Annotated in this window: 15 protein-coding genes and 2 riboswitches; of the genes, 11 read left to right on the top strand and 4 right to left on the bottom strand. The window is 42.9% G+C overall.

From position 1 onward, the window contains the following. Positions 1 to 5 precede the first annotated feature (5 nt). The 3 genes from FZC88_RS21430 to argH are packed head-to-tail and all read left to right on the top strand — an operon-like array spanning position 6 to position 4,307. On the top strand, positions 6 to 1,112 hold the full coding sequence (locus FZC88_RS21430) for an ABC transporter ATP-binding protein (protein ID WP_148996367.1): 1,107 nt from the start codon (positions 6 to 8) through the stop codon (positions 1,110 to 1,112). Then, positions 1,109 to 2,800: an ABC transporter permease gene (locus tag FZC88_RS21425; protein WP_148996366.1), complete on the top strand. Its 1,692-nt coding sequence runs from the start codon at positions 1,109 to 1,111 to the stop codon at positions 2,798 to 2,800. Before FZC88_RS21430 ends, FZC88_RS21425 begins: the two co-directional genes overlap by 4 nt. Positions 2,801 to 2,816: 16 nt before the next feature. Next, positions 2,817 to 4,307, top strand: a complete 1,491-nt coding sequence (argH, locus tag FZC88_RS21420) for an argininosuccinate lyase (protein WP_148996365.1) — start codon at positions 2,817 to 2,819, stop codon at positions 4,305 to 4,307. Positions 4,308 to 4,349: 42 nt separating this feature from the next. On the opposite strand, the gene FZC88_RS24165 is transcribed toward argH, so the two are convergent. After that, positions 4,350 to 4,508 (bottom strand): YwzD family small protein, encoded by a 159-nt coding sequence (locus FZC88_RS24165; RefSeq protein ID WP_187443716.1) that lies wholly within the window; start codon positions 4,506 to 4,508, stop codon positions 4,350 to 4,352. Positions 4,509 to 4,705: 197 nt separating this feature from the next. Beyond that, positions 4,706 to 4,780, top strand: a riboswitch (cyclic di-GMP riboswitch). Positions 4,781 to 4,797: 17 nt separating this feature from the next. On the opposite strand from FZC88_RS24165, the gene FZC88_RS24625 reads away from it, so the two are divergent. The 6 genes from FZC88_RS24625 to FZC88_RS21395 all read left to right on the top strand — a co-directional run bounded on the left by FZC88_RS24625 (position 4,798) and on the right by FZC88_RS21395 (position 13,681). After that, positions 4,798 to 4,929, top strand: a complete 132-nt coding sequence (locus FZC88_RS24625; protein ID WP_262372012.1) for a hypothetical protein — start codon at positions 4,798 to 4,800, stop codon at positions 4,927 to 4,929. 121 nt (positions 4,930 to 5,050) lie between these two features. Then, positions 5,051 to 5,716 (top strand): hypothetical protein, encoded by a 666-nt coding sequence (locus FZC88_RS21415; protein WP_148996364.1) that lies wholly within the window; start codon positions 5,051 to 5,053, stop codon positions 5,714 to 5,716. Positions 5,717 to 5,735: 19 nt separating this feature from the next. Then, on the top strand, positions 5,736 to 6,974 hold the full coding sequence (locus tag FZC88_RS21410) for an efflux RND transporter periplasmic adaptor subunit (protein ID WP_148996363.1): 1,239 nt from the start codon (positions 5,736 to 5,738) through the stop codon (positions 6,972 to 6,974). A 151-nt stretch (positions 6,975 to 7,125) separates the two neighbouring features. Continuing rightward, complete coding sequence (locus tag FZC88_RS21405; protein ID WP_148996362.1) at positions 7,126 to 8,745, top strand: alkaline phosphatase; 1,620 nt, start codon at positions 7,126 to 7,128, stop codon at positions 8,743 to 8,745. A 474-nt stretch (positions 8,746 to 9,219) separates the two neighbouring features. Beyond that, the gene (locus FZC88_RS21400; protein WP_148996361.1) at positions 9,220 to 10,863 is read left to right on the top strand and encodes an SWIM zinc finger family protein; all 1,644 of its coding nucleotides are present in this window, start codon (positions 9,220 to 9,222) and stop codon (positions 10,861 to 10,863) included. Next, complete coding sequence (locus tag FZC88_RS21395; RefSeq protein ID WP_148996360.1) at positions 10,856 to 13,681, top strand: DEAD/DEAH box helicase; 2,826 nt, start codon at positions 10,856 to 10,858, stop codon at positions 13,679 to 13,681. The genes FZC88_RS21400 and FZC88_RS21395 overlap by 8 nt, the downstream gene beginning before the upstream one ends. 522 nt (positions 13,682 to 14,203) lie before the next feature. Here FZC88_RS21395 and FZC88_RS24160 read toward each other — a convergent pair. Then, on the bottom strand, positions 14,204 to 14,377 hold the full coding sequence (locus FZC88_RS24160; protein WP_187443452.1) for a hypothetical protein: 174 nt from the start codon (positions 14,375 to 14,377) through the stop codon (positions 14,204 to 14,206). Between the two features lie 25 nt (positions 14,378 to 14,402). Next, positions 14,403 to 14,780 (bottom strand): single-stranded DNA-binding protein, encoded by a 378-nt coding sequence (locus FZC88_RS21390; protein ID WP_148996359.1) that lies wholly within the window; start codon positions 14,778 to 14,780, stop codon positions 14,403 to 14,405. 266 nt (positions 14,781 to 15,046) lie between these two features. Between FZC88_RS21390 and FZC88_RS21385 the strand changes: the two genes are divergently transcribed. Both FZC88_RS21385 and FZC88_RS21380 read left to right on the top strand, forming a co-directional pair. Then, positions 15,047 to 15,487, top strand: a complete 441-nt coding sequence (locus tag FZC88_RS21385; protein ID WP_148996358.1) for a YwpF-like family protein — start codon at positions 15,047 to 15,049, stop codon at positions 15,485 to 15,487. Positions 15,488 to 15,583: 96 nt separating this feature from the next. Continuing rightward, positions 15,584 to 15,904: a helix-turn-helix domain-containing protein gene (locus FZC88_RS21380; protein WP_148971166.1), complete on the top strand. Its 321-nt coding sequence runs from the start codon at positions 15,584 to 15,586 to the stop codon at positions 15,902 to 15,904. Between the two features lie 35 nt (positions 15,905 to 15,939). Here the strand turns inward: FZC88_RS21380 and FZC88_RS21375 are convergent, their stop codons facing one another. Further along, positions 15,940 to 16,077, bottom strand: a complete 138-nt coding sequence (locus tag FZC88_RS21375) for an anti-repressor SinI family protein (protein ID WP_262372011.1) — start codon at positions 16,075 to 16,077, stop codon at positions 15,940 to 15,942. A gap of 33 nt (positions 16,078 to 16,110) precedes the next feature. Further along, positions 16,111 to 16,267: riboswitch (cyclic di-GMP riboswitch) on the bottom strand. Positions 16,268 to 16,522 lie beyond the last annotated feature (255 nt).

Below are 16,522 nucleotides of genomic sequence, written 5' to 3'. Positions count from 1 at the left end.
CCGGTATGGCGTCGATAAAAATAGATAATGTCCAAAAAGCCTTTGGAAAGGTTGTAGCAGTTGATCAATTAAACTTGGATATCAAGGACGGGGAATTCTTTACCTTCCTTGGGCCAAGCGGTTGTGGAAAGACAACCACCCTCAGGATGATTGCCGGATTCTACTATCCTACTAAAGGTGTCGTCCGTTTTGGTGAAAAGGACATGACGCGTGTACCTCCTGAAAAAAGAAATACGGGCATGGTTTTCCAGAACTATGCCCTTTTTCCTCACATGACGGTATTTGAAAATGTTGCTTTCGGATTAAGAGTCAGAAAGCTGGCTGTTAAAGAAGTAAAGGCCCGGGTTAAAGATGTTTTGACTAAAGTCAGACTTGAACAATATTCCGATCGTCAAGTGAGTCAATTAAGCGGAGGTCAACAACAGCGTGTCGCCTTAGCCCGTGCATTGGTGATTGAGCCGGAAATCCTTCTGTTAGATGAACCCCTCAGTAATCTGGATGCGAAACTTCGTGACGAAATGAGAAGTGAAATTCTACGGTTACAAAAAGAATATAACATCACCACTATATACGTGACCCATGATCAGGCCGAAGCCCTCTCCATGAGTGACCGGATTGCCGTTTTTAACTTTGGTGTGTGCCATCAAGTAGGGACACCGACTGAAATCTATAACGAACCTGCCAATGACTTTGTCGCCCGTTTTATCGGAGAGATCAATCTACTTCCTGTTTCCCTTGACCGCGTCGAGGAAGACAGTGTGTATGTCTCTGAAAAAAGCGGTACGATCACCAAAGAGATCGCTGTACATAACCACCCTGCCGTTAGAGAAATGAATGAGCAAGGGGACATCGCCCTCTCGATTCGTCCAGAAGTCATAAAGCTTGTGGATCAAAATCGTGAAGGGGAAAATGTGTTCAGAGCAACCGTTAAGGAAGTTCATTTCTTCGGATCCGTCATTAACGTACAGATCGAAGTAGACCGGCAGCCCTTACAGGTTCACACATTGAATACTCTTCTTTCCAATAAACTTCAACCAGGTGATGAAATCAGTGTTGAATTACCTAAAGAACATATGCGCCTCATCCCGGTGATCAGCGGTGATAGCCCATGATCAAAAATCGTGACACCCGCTTGACTTTGTGGCTGCTGCTGCCTGTACTCCTGGTGTTGATTGCTTATGTGCTCTATCCTTCCCTGCGGACGTTTCTGGAAAGCTTGAACAAAAACGGCAGCATAGGGTTTGAAAACTACGCAGACTTTTTCACTCAAGAATCGAAAACAAATCTGGAAGCTTTATGGAACTCTGTTTATATTTCTGTTTTAAGTGTCCTGGTCGCTGCCCTGATCGGAATTCCACTTGCGTTTATTTTTAATCGCTATGATTTCCCGGGTCGCAATTTCTTTTCAACTGCCGCCATTATGCCCATCGTTCTCCCTTCCCTGGTCGGAGTCATGGCCTTTATGTTCTTATACGGTGAGACGGGATTAATACCGAACGCCATCAAAGATTTGTTTGGATTGAAGGACGTTCCTTTTAAAATTGGCGGTGTTTCAGGAATCTTGATTGTACACGCATACACCATGTATGTGTATTTCTATATGACTGTCTCTTCAGCTATCAATAAGATTGATCCATCCTTGGAGGAAGCGGCCTTTAACTTGGGGGCCAATCGATTCAAAGTCTTTTGGAAGGTGACCTTTCCATTATTGACTCCAGCGATCGTTGCGGCCTCATTGCTCGTATTTATGATTTCAATGGCATCCTTCAGTGCTCCGTTTTTACTGGCAGGGGGATTCCGCGTTTTAAGTTTACAAATTTATTTTTCCAAGATTAATGGTGATATGGAAGTCGCCGCTACCCAATCTGTCATTCTCTCGATTGTGTCCATCAGTTTCTTCCTTTTCATGAGATGGTATCAAAATCGAAAAGATTATCGTATGGCTTTGAAAGGGATCGGTGCTCATCGAAGTGAAGTGAAGAATCCATTCATGAAGTGGACATTGGTCGCTGCAGGTGTTGTCGGGGTCGTTATCCTTCTCCTGCCTCACTTCACCATCCTGCTTCTCTCTCTTGTTCCGGATGGTACATGGACATGGCAGACGTATCCAAGCGTTTTTAATTTCGAAAATTACCGGTTACTCTTTGAGGACCCGAATATATTTAAACCGCTCAAAAATAGTTTGATCCTTTCGTTCATTGCAACAGCAGGGAACCTAGTTTTCGGAGTATTGACTTCTTACTTATTGGTAAAACGCAAATTTGTCGGCAAGAGCTTTGTCGATATTTTAGTGATGATCCCTTGGGCACTTCCAGCCACCGTCATCGGGATGAACTTGATCTTCGCTTTTAACGAGCCGACTATTTTTTCTTTCGGAAATATTCTTGTCGGCACATTCTGGATTTTGCCGTTAGCTTATTTCATCAGGCATATCCCATTGGTCGTCCGTTCAACTAATGCGGTACTTGAGCAGCTCGATGACTCGATCGAAGAAGCTGCCAGAAGCTTAGGGGCAAAATGGTTTTATACCTTTAGAAAAGTGATTTTGCCTATCATCATGCCTGGTGTTCTTGCCGGGACACTCCTTGCATTCGTAGAGTCCGTAGGAGAGTTTCCGACTTCGGTATTGTTGTACACCATATCCAACCGCCCTATTTCCATTGAAATCATGAACCAGCTTCGCATGTTTAATATGGGGCAGGCTGCTGCTTACGGAATGATTCAAATCGCCATCATCGCTGTCATTCTGTTCATTTCAAATAAGTTTTTCGGTGTGAAAGCTGAAAAATCATTATCCTAGAATCGGAGTTGAAAGAATGATTAATTTAGAAGATTTCATTAAAAATGAAGGCAGCTCTTTTCCGGGTAAAACGTATGTGGAAGAGCTGTTGATGCCTGTATTTAACGACCAGAGGGATTATCTGTTTCATGTCATGTTTGATATTCATCGGGCGCATGTCATCATGCTTTCCGAGCAGGTCATCATTTCACAGAACGAGGCGAAAAAGATGCTGGAGGGAATTAATCATGTCGCAGAAACAGAGGTCGCAGGAGTCTGTTATCAGCCCCAATTTGAAGACCTGTTCTTTATGATGGAAGCCAAGATCGGCGAGGAAATCGGAGACGAACTGGCAGGTAAAATCCATATAGGAAGAAGCCGGAATGATATGGGTGTGGCCATGTATCGCCTTGTATTGAGAGAGCACCTTCTGCACCTTCTAAGAACATCCAATCAATTAAGTGAAGTGTTACTCGCTCAAGCAGAACAGCACACAGAAACGTATATGACGGGATACACACATACCCAGCCGGCACAGCCTACCACCCTGGGGCATTATTTCTTAGCCATTTACGATGTGTTACAAAGAGATATTAAACGCCTGCAAGAGGCCTATACAACCGTGAACCAGTCTCCACTGGGAGCAGCAGCCCTCACGACTACCGGATTTCCAATCAGCCGGGAACGAACACGTGAATTGTTGGGTTTCGATTCAATCATTGAAAACTCCTATGACTCGATCGGAGGCGCTGATTATTTATTAGAAACCGCTACAGCCCTTATGACTTGTATGGTCAATACAGGCAGGTGGATCCAGGACTTCCTTCAACATGTCACGAGGGAGTTCGGAACGTTTCTGGTGGCAGACCCATATGTGCAGGTCAGCAGTATCATGCCCCAAAAGAGAAACCCGGTGTCCATCGAACACTCCCGCTCCATCGCAAGCAGCGCTTATGGAGATGCTCTTGCCGCCATGAACATGGTGCATAACACTCCGTTTGGTGACATCGTCGATACAGAGGATGACCTGCAGCCACATCTCTATCGTGCATTCAACAACGCGAACCGTGTCCTAAAGCTTATGTACGCGGTCATTGCCACTTTAAAAGTAAACAAGGATCATGCCAAAGAAATGTCCAAGAAATCGAGCATTACCATTACCGAGCTCGCTGATACCCTGTCGAGGGATTACCAGATTCCATTTCGAAAAGCACATTCCATCGCCAGTTCCATTTCCAGAAAAACGATTCAGGAACGAAAAGAACTTTACGACTGGGATGTTGAAGAAATCAATAAAATGATTCAAGAACATGCCAATATTTCATTGACCGATGATGAATGGAAGAAAATCATCTCCCCTGAATATTTTATAAAAATAAGAAATATCCAGGGAGGTCCTAATCCGGATGAGGTTTCAAGAATGATTCAAAACAGGAACAAAACTCTCGCCCTTCAAATAGAAGAGCTGGATAACACCGTTCAATCATTGAATCAAAAGCGGAAAGAATTATTGTCATTTCGCTTTTGATTCTATATAAAACAAAAAGCGCTGAGATTCCCATTAAGGATTCTACAGCGCTTTTCGTTGATTTAAAGCATATCCAGTTTGCAATTCTTGTTTTAGCCAATCAATCATTTTATCTGTATTCATATCTCCTTGCTGACCCTTGTCATAAGCTTTCTGGATAACAGAGAGAACGTATTGTTCCTTGCTTACGTTTCCTTTCAAAAAAGACAACCTCCTACAATATTAAACAGTTTCTATCACTTTATTACACTATTAGACGAAAGTTCAAACATCAATTACTAGTTATAATACCAAAAAAATACATTGATTGATAGACTATTTTTAAAATATTTCCATTAAATAAGGAACAATTACCTATTACAGCTTGCGGTAATTTGTCGATAGAATAGAAGTAAGGTTCTGAATAATGGCAAAATCATCGAAAGGTGATGACGCAAAGCTATAGGGGCTAACCATGCCAGCCAGCTACCAAAACCAGGAGGGATTGTAATTGTCGTCGTTTTTAACTCCGGAAGAAATGCACAAGAGAAAGAAAAATAGGAAGAAATTATTATATGCAGGATTATTTTTATTTACAATTATCCTCATAACAGGTACTACAGTTCTTACGTACCAGATGTAAAAGCGTCCATTCGACGCTTTTTTTATTTAATTTCAGATTTCGTTCTACAATTTATGGAAAAGTTCGATGATTTTCGATAGAATAAGAGATGGAATTTATACAAGTTGGAGGCCAACATTTTATGCATAGAGAAGTCAGACTATTCAGGGGTATTACTCAACCATCAACCTTCTTTTACCAATTGAAAAAGATGGAAGTGATAAAGGGATATAGAAAACGTATCTTTTTCCTATTTTTACTATCCATCATCGTATTTGGACTCATTTCTTCTTTTGGAATCGGTATGGATCCTCTTTCCAAAGAAATGACAAAACTTTCACCAACCACTTATGAACTAGAGAAATTCCTGTTTTTCTTAGGTAGATTACTAGCCGGACTGCTTTATGCAGCGATAGTCCTCTTTTTCTCTTCATTAATCTTTTGGACCATTTCTGACGAAGGTGAATACCGTAAACTGGCTATCACTCAAGGTATAGTCTTAATGATTCTATTAGTTGAAAAACTAACCTATATTCCATTATCCCTATTCTTATCCCTTGACTGGTACTCTTCACCACTATCATTAGGAGTCATCACCCAATATATAACATCAAAATCGTATGTCATCTATTTAATGGGAAGCTTCTCACTTTTTAAAGTTTGGGTTTTCTACATTCAATACAAAGGTATCAAACAGTTAACCAATCAAAAAAACTGGATCATCTGGTTAGTGATTCTCTTAACCAATTTATTCTTGTGGTCTCTTAACGCACTACTCGCTTTCTTAAACATTTCAACCTTAATTTAACTTTCTAAAGGCTGTGAACATGATGAAAAGGAAAACCATTTTTTATAGCACTTTAACACTCTCTCTTTTGTTTGTCGGTGCAAATACATATCTAATTGAAAAAGCGAACAGCAAGGTCGATCGCGAAGTCCGGGTAGCCAATTGGGAAATCAGCGGAAAAGACGATTTAGTTAAAGAGCTTCCGAAACCTGGTGTCGTTACAGCTGAAGAAGAAAGCTACATCTATTTCAACGACGAATTTGGCTCCTTCAAGAAATTCCTTGTTAAAGAAGGTGAACAGGTAAAATCCGGAACGCCACTTTATGAATATGAAGTAACCGATCAAACACAACAAAAAAGTGTTCTGGAATCAGAAGTAGAGCAATTGGAAGATGAGATTGATAGTATTGAAGACAACATCGATGATTTGGAAAGCCTGGAATCGTCCCTTCCTTCCTCTTCATCGGACGACAAAAAAATTCCGATTGACGCCAGTGCACTTCAGTCGGAGTACGAAATAAAAAAAGAAATTGCCGCTAAAGAATTAGAAATTGACCGCTTAGAAAATCAAATCGATAATCTTGAACGCCAAATTTCAGATATGGAATCGTATGAAACAACGTTAACGGTGCAAAGCAGTGTGGACGGGACCATCAAGGACCTCTCCCATGCGATTGATAATCCATTGATTACGATTGCCTCACAGTCCACCATTGTAGCGACTGATCTTACGGAAAAAGAAATCGTGACCGTGGAAGAAAATATGAGCGCAGTCGTTCAATCCGACATTGAGAAAAAGACTCAAAAAGGAATTGTGACCAGTGTTGCCACTCTCCCAAAAAACGATCCACACTTGCAAACAGATAGCATGTATCCTGTGGAAGTGAAAATTCAGGACACTGAGAATAAGCTTCTACCCGGTCATCACGTTTTCCTATCGATCATCACGGAGGAAGTAAAAGGTGCATTGGTCGTGCCTGTCACTGCGATTGAAAAAGAAGGTTCTTCTACATACGTCTGGATCCTCACAGAAAAAGGAACCGTTGAAAAGCGAAAAGTTGAAACAGGGCTTCAAGTAAATGGGCAGCAACAAATCAAGTCAGGAGTGAAGGCAGGAGAATACTACATTGTTTATCCAGGGGACATTCCTGCTTTAGAGAACGGTACTCCTTTCGTAACGGGCATTGATTGGAATAAAATCAAATTGAGTGAGTTGAAGAAAGTAGATCGCCCGACGGTATTAGAAAACCTGCTAATTGGAATATTGGAACGGAAATAATAGGGATTAGTCGCATCTAAAGCCAGGTAGGTTTAGATGCGACTTTTTTTGTCGACTACATGTGTAAATGAAGACGCTTCATTTTCTATACATACTCCTTCTCAACCAACAAATACTATTGGTTAATCACTGACATAAAGGAGCGCTCACCATGAATACACTAAAACGCCTCATCATCCTAACCATCCTCCTCTCACTCCTGGCCTTCTCCTTCCCATCCACCTGCCTATTCGCAGCCCCAAATCCACCAAAGAAAAACGTCATCCTCATGATCATGGACGGCACCAACTCCGACATCGTCACGTTGTCACGTTGGTACCGAGGGACGGACCTTCATCTGGATAAGATTCTGGTCGGCGGCGCCCGGACATACTCAGCTCAATCAGCAATCACCGATTCCGCTGCAGCCGGGTCTGGCATGGCCACCGGTATGAAGACGAAAGCTGATTACATAGGAATGAACCCGGATGGACGTCCCGTTTTGACCATCCTCGAGGGTGCCAAGTTGGCCGGCTACAAAACCGGTATCGTAGCTACCTCACCTGTCCAGCATGCCACTCCGGCTGCATTCACTTCCCATGTCTTGAACCGTGATGAATTTGGAGATATCGGGGAACAACAGGTGTATCAGGGTCTCGACGTTATCTTAGGTGGAGGTGCCGCCTGGTTGAAACCGAAATCAAAAGACCATGTGAAAAACGATGACGGCATGCTTAAAACCAAGGAAGTCAGTCGCGAGGATGGAGAAAATCTTGTCGAGGTCATCGGCTCAGAGGGCTATGATTTGGTTTTGAAGAGGGACGGACTTCTAAAAAGAAAAGGCTCATCTAAATTATGGGGTGCGTTTGCTGAAGAGGACATTGCCTATGAAATGGACAGGAAGTCTCTAAAGCCTGATGAACCTTCCCTTGCGGAGATGACTCGTGCAGCCATCCAGCGCCTTTCTCAAAGTGAGAAGGGGTTCTTCTTGATGGTTGAAGGCAGTAAGGTGGATTGGGCCGCTCATAAAAATGATCCTGTAGGAATGATCAGTGAGGTATTGAGCTTTGATGACGCCGTTGGAGAAGCTTTAAAGTTCGCGCGCGAGGACCGAAATACAATGGTGGTCGCCGTGACCGATCACGGAAATAGCGGGTTGACACTTGGGAATCAAGGTACAAACGGGGACTATAAAAATCAGCCAGTTGAAAAGTTTGTGGAGCCTTTGCGTAAAGCTGAGCTTACGGTTAAAGGTGCCGTTTCCCAGCTTAAGGAGGATCGTTCAAATTTAAAAGAGGTCCTTTCAAACTATGGGTTAGGGAACTTGAGTAAAAAAGAATTCTGTGCGATGGAGGATGCCTCTAAAAAAGCAGAGGATCTGGAGGATGCAATGGTGAAGCTTATGGCGAAGCGGGCCAATCTTGGTTTTACGACTCATGGACACACCGGTGAGGATGTCTTTTTATACGCGTATGGCCCTGGGAAGCCTGTAGGTCTTATAGAAAATACCGATATACCCAGAGTGATTGCTAAGTATCTAGGATTTTCATTATCATCAGGTGAATTTGCCTCCTGGTATGTGAATGGTGCGGAATTATATCGTGAAAGAGGTTTTGACGTGAAGATCGAGGGACGGACCTCGAAAAATCCTGTGATGGTGGTGAAGCGTGGGGACGAAAAGCTGCGTTTTCCTGAAAATAAGGATTTTTATTGGAAAAATGGTGAAAAAGTGAGGCTGAAGAGTGTGAATGTGTACGATGGGAAGACTTTTTATGTGCATGTGGAGGGATAAGGTGGGGATTGGAGAGGTTTTGAGTTAATTCTGGAGTTTTATTTTCAAATTCCACCGGTTTATTTTCAATTTTGGCGTTTTATTTTCAAATTAAGGGGATTTATTTTCAAAAACGCACTTTTTATTTTCAAATCCACCTCCATCAACCTGTAACAAGCAACTTTTTGTAGGTTTTTTACTCATCTTCAAGTTTTATTATCGACTTTGAGGATTTTATTATCGAGATGGGACCATATATTATTATCTTTGCTACTTTTATTATCGACTTTCTAAATATATTATCAACTTCACTCTCCCAAGCGTCCCAATCCCACTCTGCCTCCCAACAAAACCCAACAGTCACTACACAATTCGACAAACTCCTCCACCCTCACCTCACCCTCTTCCACCACTTCCCCCGCCACATGTTCCTTTTCCCCCTCCTTTTGCGTTATAATAAAAGAATGCGATTTTATAGATTGGAGAGGTTGGTTGATGTCGATTCGTATTCAGGAGTTGAAGGATAAGTTACTTCCCATGAGTCAGTCGATACAGGGTGAACTGGACCCGAATCAGGACGAGAGTAAGAATGTCGTTTCGAAGGGCCTTCTTTTGTTCCGTCAAAATCTGGTTTCGAACGTAAAGGTCCGGGATGAGGAAGTGACGGCAGAGGTGCAGGATGTCACGCCTGTCACGCTCGAGCTGAATTTTTCGTTTCCCCTTTTAAGCAAGTGCTCATGTCCTCAGGATAAATGGTGCCGGCATCAAATGGCGACCTTTTTTATGCTATATAACAAGGTTGGACGGGTCAGTGAGTGGATACAAAATTGGCGGAGTCAGTCTGCTCCACCTAGTCAGGAATCCCAGACACTGGATGATTTATTGAAGAAGCACAGCAGTACCGGTGCTCTAAAGAAAGCAAGCGATCTGTTAAACGAACGGAAAACGCGGGGGAACACGCCTGAGGAATGGTGGCAATTCTTTAACTCTATCCTCAAGCAGGAAGACTTGGAGTTACTTGAAAGACAGCCCTATTTGATGGATGTCCTCGTTCAAAATATAACAAAACGCTTCATGAAGGAAGCTCCATTCGAACGGGAGTGGAAGCCTCTTTATCAGCTCTTTGCTACCTTCTATTTATCGATTCACATCGATCTTTATTTACAAAAGAGGAATGTAGAGCTGAGCCGCGAGCAGTACAGCATGTATGATTTTCTATTAGGGGAAATGGAAGACGCGGTTGAAAAACTGTCGATACATGCCATGCCATTCAGCTTCGATCCGTACGTTGCTTTTTTGAAAAAGCAGACGATTGAAATGAGTGATTCCACAGAAAATAGTACGATGATGAAAGCTGAAGTGTACCGCTTCCTGTGGTATTACTTGTTCAAACAGAAGTCGTGGCGCCGTGAAGAGGTTGCGCGTTTAGAAGAAAGCAGCGCACAGGACTCCACTTTTTACAACGTGGCCATCCTTCATCAATATTTACTCCTTGAAGATTTAAATAAGGCGAGTGAAGTGGTGGATGAACTGGGTACCGAGCTGGTCGCGTTCAGTGAATTCTGGCTGCGTAAATTTTTCGTAGGGAAGCGTTTCGAAGTCGGCTTCTTCCTGGTCCGCAATATATTATCCAGAATGCCGGACCACCTGGAAACCCTCGACTATTATGAAGCAACCCGATTCGTACGCTGGTTTGTGAGGATCCTTCCGATGGATTGGCTGATGGAAAAGGACAGCTCCCTTGTCAATGAACTCCTCCTTTCCATGCTTCCGTATAGCTTCTTCTCGTACAATGAGTATCTCATCAGTGCGAAGGCTTATCGTGAATGGGTCGAGCTGCAGAAATATATGAGCTATAGCATTCAGGAGATGGAAGGCATGGGCCTCCGGGACGTGACGAAGGAAGCGCCTGAGCTTGCCCTTCCAATCTATTACGCCGGGGTGATGGATGCGATCGATCAGAAGAATCGGGACAGCTATAAGCTTGCGGTCCGCTATATGAAAAAGATCCGGACGATTTATAAAAAGACGAAGAAAACAGACAAATGGGATGTGTATCTCCCCTACATTTTAGATAAATACAAGCGATTACGTGCGTTCCAAGAAGAGTGCAGAAAGGGTAAGTTAATCGATGCTTAAACTGTCTTCCGTAAAAATCAACGTCAACACAACTGAATATGAAGACCGTTTCTTCATCACTGCGGAAAACGACGAAGGCAAACTTCTGCCTCCAAAAGAATGGAAGAGTCAGTTGTTTCTTTGGCATGAAGAGAGTTACTACGGGACACTCCTTGAGGATTCCGTAAACGGAATTACAGTGACTCAGTGGCAGCTTCTCACCTTGCTTGCCGGTGAGCATTTCAGCAGCATGATCCAATGGGACTGGGACGAAACCGGGCAGGCGTGTATTGCGATTGCCCCTGTGATCTACGAAGCTGTGGAAGCCGGCCGCTGGCTGCCCCGCTTCGAGGAATGGCAGGAAAAAGGGTTGCAGTTTCATATCCCCGATGAAGTCTGGTCGAATTTCAATGATGAGTTCTGGGAGGAAGAGCTTCCTGATGGAGGTCCGTCCCTCAAAAATCTCACCGAAAATTGGTTTCAGGGTGCGTTGAATGAGGCGATGGCTTCGGGCGGATCGAGTGCGATGCAGAGGATTCAGAAGCTGAAGGAAAGTACGCTTACGTCTGAAGAGCTGGATGCGTATTTTGATGAGAAGCGTTGGAGTGAGTGGATTGCCGGTGAGGATGAAGAATTACCGTTTTCGATCGGTCTGAGGATTTCTGAACCGCTTGATGAGGATGAGTCATGGGAGCTTGAGACGATCTTAAGAGACCGCAAGAAAACGAATCGCGTCATTTCACTGGCTGAAGACACAGTCCCTCCTTCCTGGAAAAAGCATCTGCCTGATGTATCCGAAGAACAGGAACGGTGGATGAAGATGATGCCAATCCTCCGTGACGTGGATGGGTCCCTCCGCACAGCTCTTGGTGAGCACGATGCCTGGGATTTCCTATCCGTATTAAGTGAGAAGCTCATCGACTTGGACATTGAAATCCTTCTGCCATCCTGGTGGGAAGCGATGAAAGATGCTCAGGTCCTGGTAAAAGCCAAACTGAAAAACACGGATACAAGCTATCGTCCTTCATTCGTAGGATTGAATGCCATGCTTGATTTCGACTGGCGATTATCCATGAACGGCGTCAATCTGTCGGAGGATGACTTTAATCAGCTCGTCGATAATCAGCGACGATTAGTAAAGATCCGCGGTCAGTGGATGAAGCTTGATCCCGCTATGATAAGAAGGATTCAGCAAATGATGACGAAAGCGAAGCAGGAAGGGATTTCGATCCAGGATATGCTGGAACAGGAGCTTGTTCCCCGCGATTCCGATGAATCGGAACTTGAGCCCGATGATGACGAGCATGATCCTTATAAATATGCCAAGATCCAGCTGGAACTCAATCGATCGATGAAAAAAATGATCCATCAGCTGACAAATGTGTCATCGATCCCTTTAACAGAAACACCTGACGCATTTATCGGTGAGCTCCGTCCTTACCAGCAGCTGGGGATGAGCTGGATGCTCTTTTTACGAAAATTCGGCTTTGGCGCGTGTCTGGCTGATGACATGGGTCTTGGGAAAACGGTACAGCTGATTACCTACCTGCAACATGTAAAAGAAACCGAGAAACCGGAAACACCTTCCCTGATCGTTGCCCCTACCTCCGTTCTCGGAAACTGGCAGCGGGAGTTGGAGAAATTTGCTCCGGACTTGAAGGTCCACCTTCATTATGGACCGACCCGGACGAAAGGTGAACAATTTGCCAAGGAGATCAAAGGCATAGATGTGGTCCTCACCTCTTACGGCTTGTCCCACATCGACTTTGAAGAATTATCTGAAGTCGACTGGACATCGATTTCCCTTGATGAAGCGCAAAATATCAAGAATGCCAATACGAAGCAATCCCGGGCAATTCGTAAACTCAGTGGAAAGCATCATATTGCATTGACCGGGACCCCGATGGAGAATCGGTTGTCCGAACTGTGGTCGATCTTTGATTTCCTTAACCACGGGTACCTTGGTGGATTCACGCAGTATCAGAAAAACTATATTGCTCCGATTGAAAAGGATGAATCTGAAGAAAAAGTCAAAGAGCTTCAGGCAAAAATCAAGCCGTTCTTATTGCGTCGGACGAAGAAAGATCCTGAAGTGGAATTGAATCTTCCTGAAAAACTGGAGCAGAAAGAATATTGTCACCTAACCACTGAGCAGGCGGCATTATATGAGCAGCTGGTGAAAGACACTCTCGCTAAAATTGAAACATTGAGCGGATTTGAGCGCAAAGGATTAATCCTGCAAATGCTCAACCAGCTGAAGCAGCTATGTAACCACCCTGCTCTCTACTTAAAGGAACCGGATCCTAAATCGATCCTGTCCCGTTCTGAAAAAATGCAGAAGCTTAAGGATATCGTGGAAACCGCCCTGGAATCCGGTGAAGCTTGCCTGATCTTCACTCAATATATTTCAATGGGCGAAATGATCCAGGAAGTGATGAAAGAAGAATTCAACGTCGATGTCCCATTCCTGAACGGAAGCATGGCCAAAGGAAAACGCGATGAACTCGTGGAGAAATTCCAGAATGGTAATTTCCCAGTATTTCTCTTGTCACTAAAAGCCGGCGGAACCGGATTGAACCTGACCGCAGCCAACCACGTCGTCCACTATGATCGCTGGTGGAACCCGGCAGTAGAAAACCAGGCAACGGACCGTGCTTATCGGATCGGACAACAGCGATTCGTTCATGTTCATAAACTGGTCTCTTCAGGTACCCTTGAGGAAAAAATCGACGCCATGCTGACGAAAAAGCAGGCATTGAACGATGAGATCATCCGAAGTGATCAATGGGTTACGGAATTGTCAGATAAGGATTTGGAGTCGTTGTTGGTGTTGGAGTAGTTGTATGTGACCTCTTTCCTTTTTGGGAAAGAGGTTTTTTTGTAGGTGTAGGATGAATTGAGCTGAGCTTGCATAAAAAAGGGGGCTTATAGAGTTATTTTAAAAGGGTTTGACAAAATAGGGTTAGGTTTGAATCGTTTTTACAAATATAATTGTATAAATGATTACCGTTTAATAAGCAGTTTCCTTCTGTTGTGCCACTTTCGAGCAAACTTGTGCCACTTTTAACACTTGTTGTGCCACTTTCCACAAAACTCGTGCCAAAATGTGAACAACCGGAATCATCTTCCTCCTCCAGAAAAACTAATTAATCAAAAAAAACGCCGGCTCCCCAAAAAGGAAACCGACTCTATAAGAAGACAATAAGGGGAACAACTGCTTACTTTACTCACTGCTACACATGTATATTTCTAATGAGGTATGTTTGGGGCATGTTGCGGTGACCATTGGATTTTGAGACAGCTGCTTATAAGGTTGGTTGGATTGTTCTTATGGAAAGAATTCTGGGTGAGGTTGTTTTACTTATGACGAGGATTTCAAAACAGGATTGGGGTATTCGTACCCTTGCTCAAGGGCTGTCACCCGTTGAGATAAATAGAAATTTTCGACGTTTGCTCTTGCTACTTTTTTAATGAGGTCTTCTGTTAACTTCTCCATTCTGTCAATTCTTTGTTCAAGATCTTGCAGTGTGGCCACAACTCCATCTCCCTTTCAAAAAATATTAAAACGGTAATTCGATAGGCTCTTTCTTGCTTGGCTCAGGGGTTTCTGCGGTTTCCCGCCTGCTGTCCATAAATCGGACATTTTCAGCGACAACTTCGGTTACATACGTACGTTTTCCTTGATCATTGTCAAAATAACGGGTTTGGATTCGACCGGTGACGCCAATGACAGATCCTTTCCGGCAGTATTTCTCCGTGTTGTCTGCTGCCCTGTTCCATATGGTGCAGAGCACGAAGTCTGTATCAACTTGACCTTGTTGATTCTTATAGTGCCTGTTCACGGCAATCGTTGCGTTTAGTACTGATTTCCCTTCCAATGTTTTTCTTGTTTCAGGATCCTTGGTCAGCCTTCCAACGAGGGTCACTTGGTTGATCAATGAATTCTTTCCTCCTTTCTCTTAAGGTGTTTTCATCTTACAATCTTCTGTCGCATCTTGTAAAATCGTGGATTTCCGAAATTCGAGGCAAAAATGGCTTGAATTTCGGAAATTCGCCTAGGGAGATTTCCCGGTTTTCGATCAAAATCAGGGTCAAAATCACAAAATTGCATCTTTCGTCCTTTTTTTCATCGAGGAATTTGTTAGGGAAACAATTCCTACTATGATATAATTTTATAAAACCTTTAAATGGGAGATGTTCGTTCATGAAAACCTTTAAAGTTATTTCACTGCAAGTAGTGGAGAACGATGAACTGCGTGACTTTGAGATTGTGGACGGTCTGATTATTAATAAAGAAGATGGGCAAAGTACTTGGCTTGTCGAAACGTACTTGTCGAATGAATATATCGAGTTCTTTCAAGAGGCTCAGCAACGTAAGGAAGACTTGGAAATCCAGGTCGTGATTTCCCACAAGGCCAATGACCCGGCTGCTTTCATGACTACAATCCGTTGTATTAAAGAGATGGATGAGCATATCAGTATTATGTTTGAGGGGAAATTGAAAAAACAGAGGAATGAATATGCAGAATTACTCCTTGATGACTTGGTGCAAAAAGGGTATTCGGGCGAAGAACTAATCCGGGAGTTCCGTGAGAAAATGGTATCGAAGCCTAGGATTCCGGCAACGGCAAAACCGAGCGTTTAATTATGCGAAATTATGTAATATCCGTATGATTCATTATGATATAATTGTATTTAATATTGTGACTTCTTATATGAAGTTCTTAGGTAGGTGTTCCCTGTGATTGGAGAAAGAGTAAAGAAATACAGACAAGAAAAACGCATGTCCATGACAGAGCTTGCTGATAAAGCCGGTGTCGCAAAGTCTTACTTGAGTTCAATAGAGCGTAACCTTCAACAAAACCCTTCCATTCAATTTCTCGAAAAAGTTTCAGCTGCCTTAGGGATTCCGATGGATGCTCTTTTACACGATCAACCAGATGATCAAAATATCGATCATGAGTGGCTTAAGATTGCAGAAGAAGCCATGGATTCTGGAATTACCAAGGAGCAGTTCAGGGAATTCATTGAATTTAATAAGTGGAAATTAGGCAATAAATAAAGTCTTGCGAATCGATTCGCAAGACTTTATTTATATTAAATCACTTTGTACTCTGCTTTCACTTCCTGGGACTGATTTTGAAGAAATTCTCTGATTTCTGATTTAGAAATTCCGGCGTCTAAGGCTTGTTTAATTAGTTCCATCCATTCAAGATCAAGTTCACGATTTGTCAATATAAATACCCTCCCAAAATACATATATGTATTCCAGGCAATCCAGCCATCATAGTTCTCAAATAACCACACCTTCTTCATCTATTTTCTGTTCATTATATTCAAGATGATTATGAAGATATGCCTACTTTCCCACCTTAGATCTGTGACTTTGCGTCCTTATTTTTCAATAAGTTTGCCTTTATCTGACTTCCCTTCGAACTAATTCGATTATACTAATAAACCACCCGAGTTTTTGTTGTTTTTTGTCTATTCTGATTATTTTATTTACACTTTTTTCCTACACATTCAACTATAATCTGACATTTACAAAAATATAACTATGTTGGGATTAATAAATCGTGTAAGAGCATGTTGAGGTTTGTCGAAAAACTACGAATTTATGCTATTTTTATATGCTTCTAACTTCCTTCTAAGAGGAAGGACTTTCTTATTAATATTTTGG

It is taken from the genome of Rossellomorea aquimaris (assembly GCF_008180865.1).
GTDB lineage: Bacteria > Bacillota > Bacilli > Bacillales > Bacillaceae_B > Rossellomorea > Rossellomorea yichunensis.
This window is presented reverse-complemented; position numbering and strand designations above follow the sequence as displayed.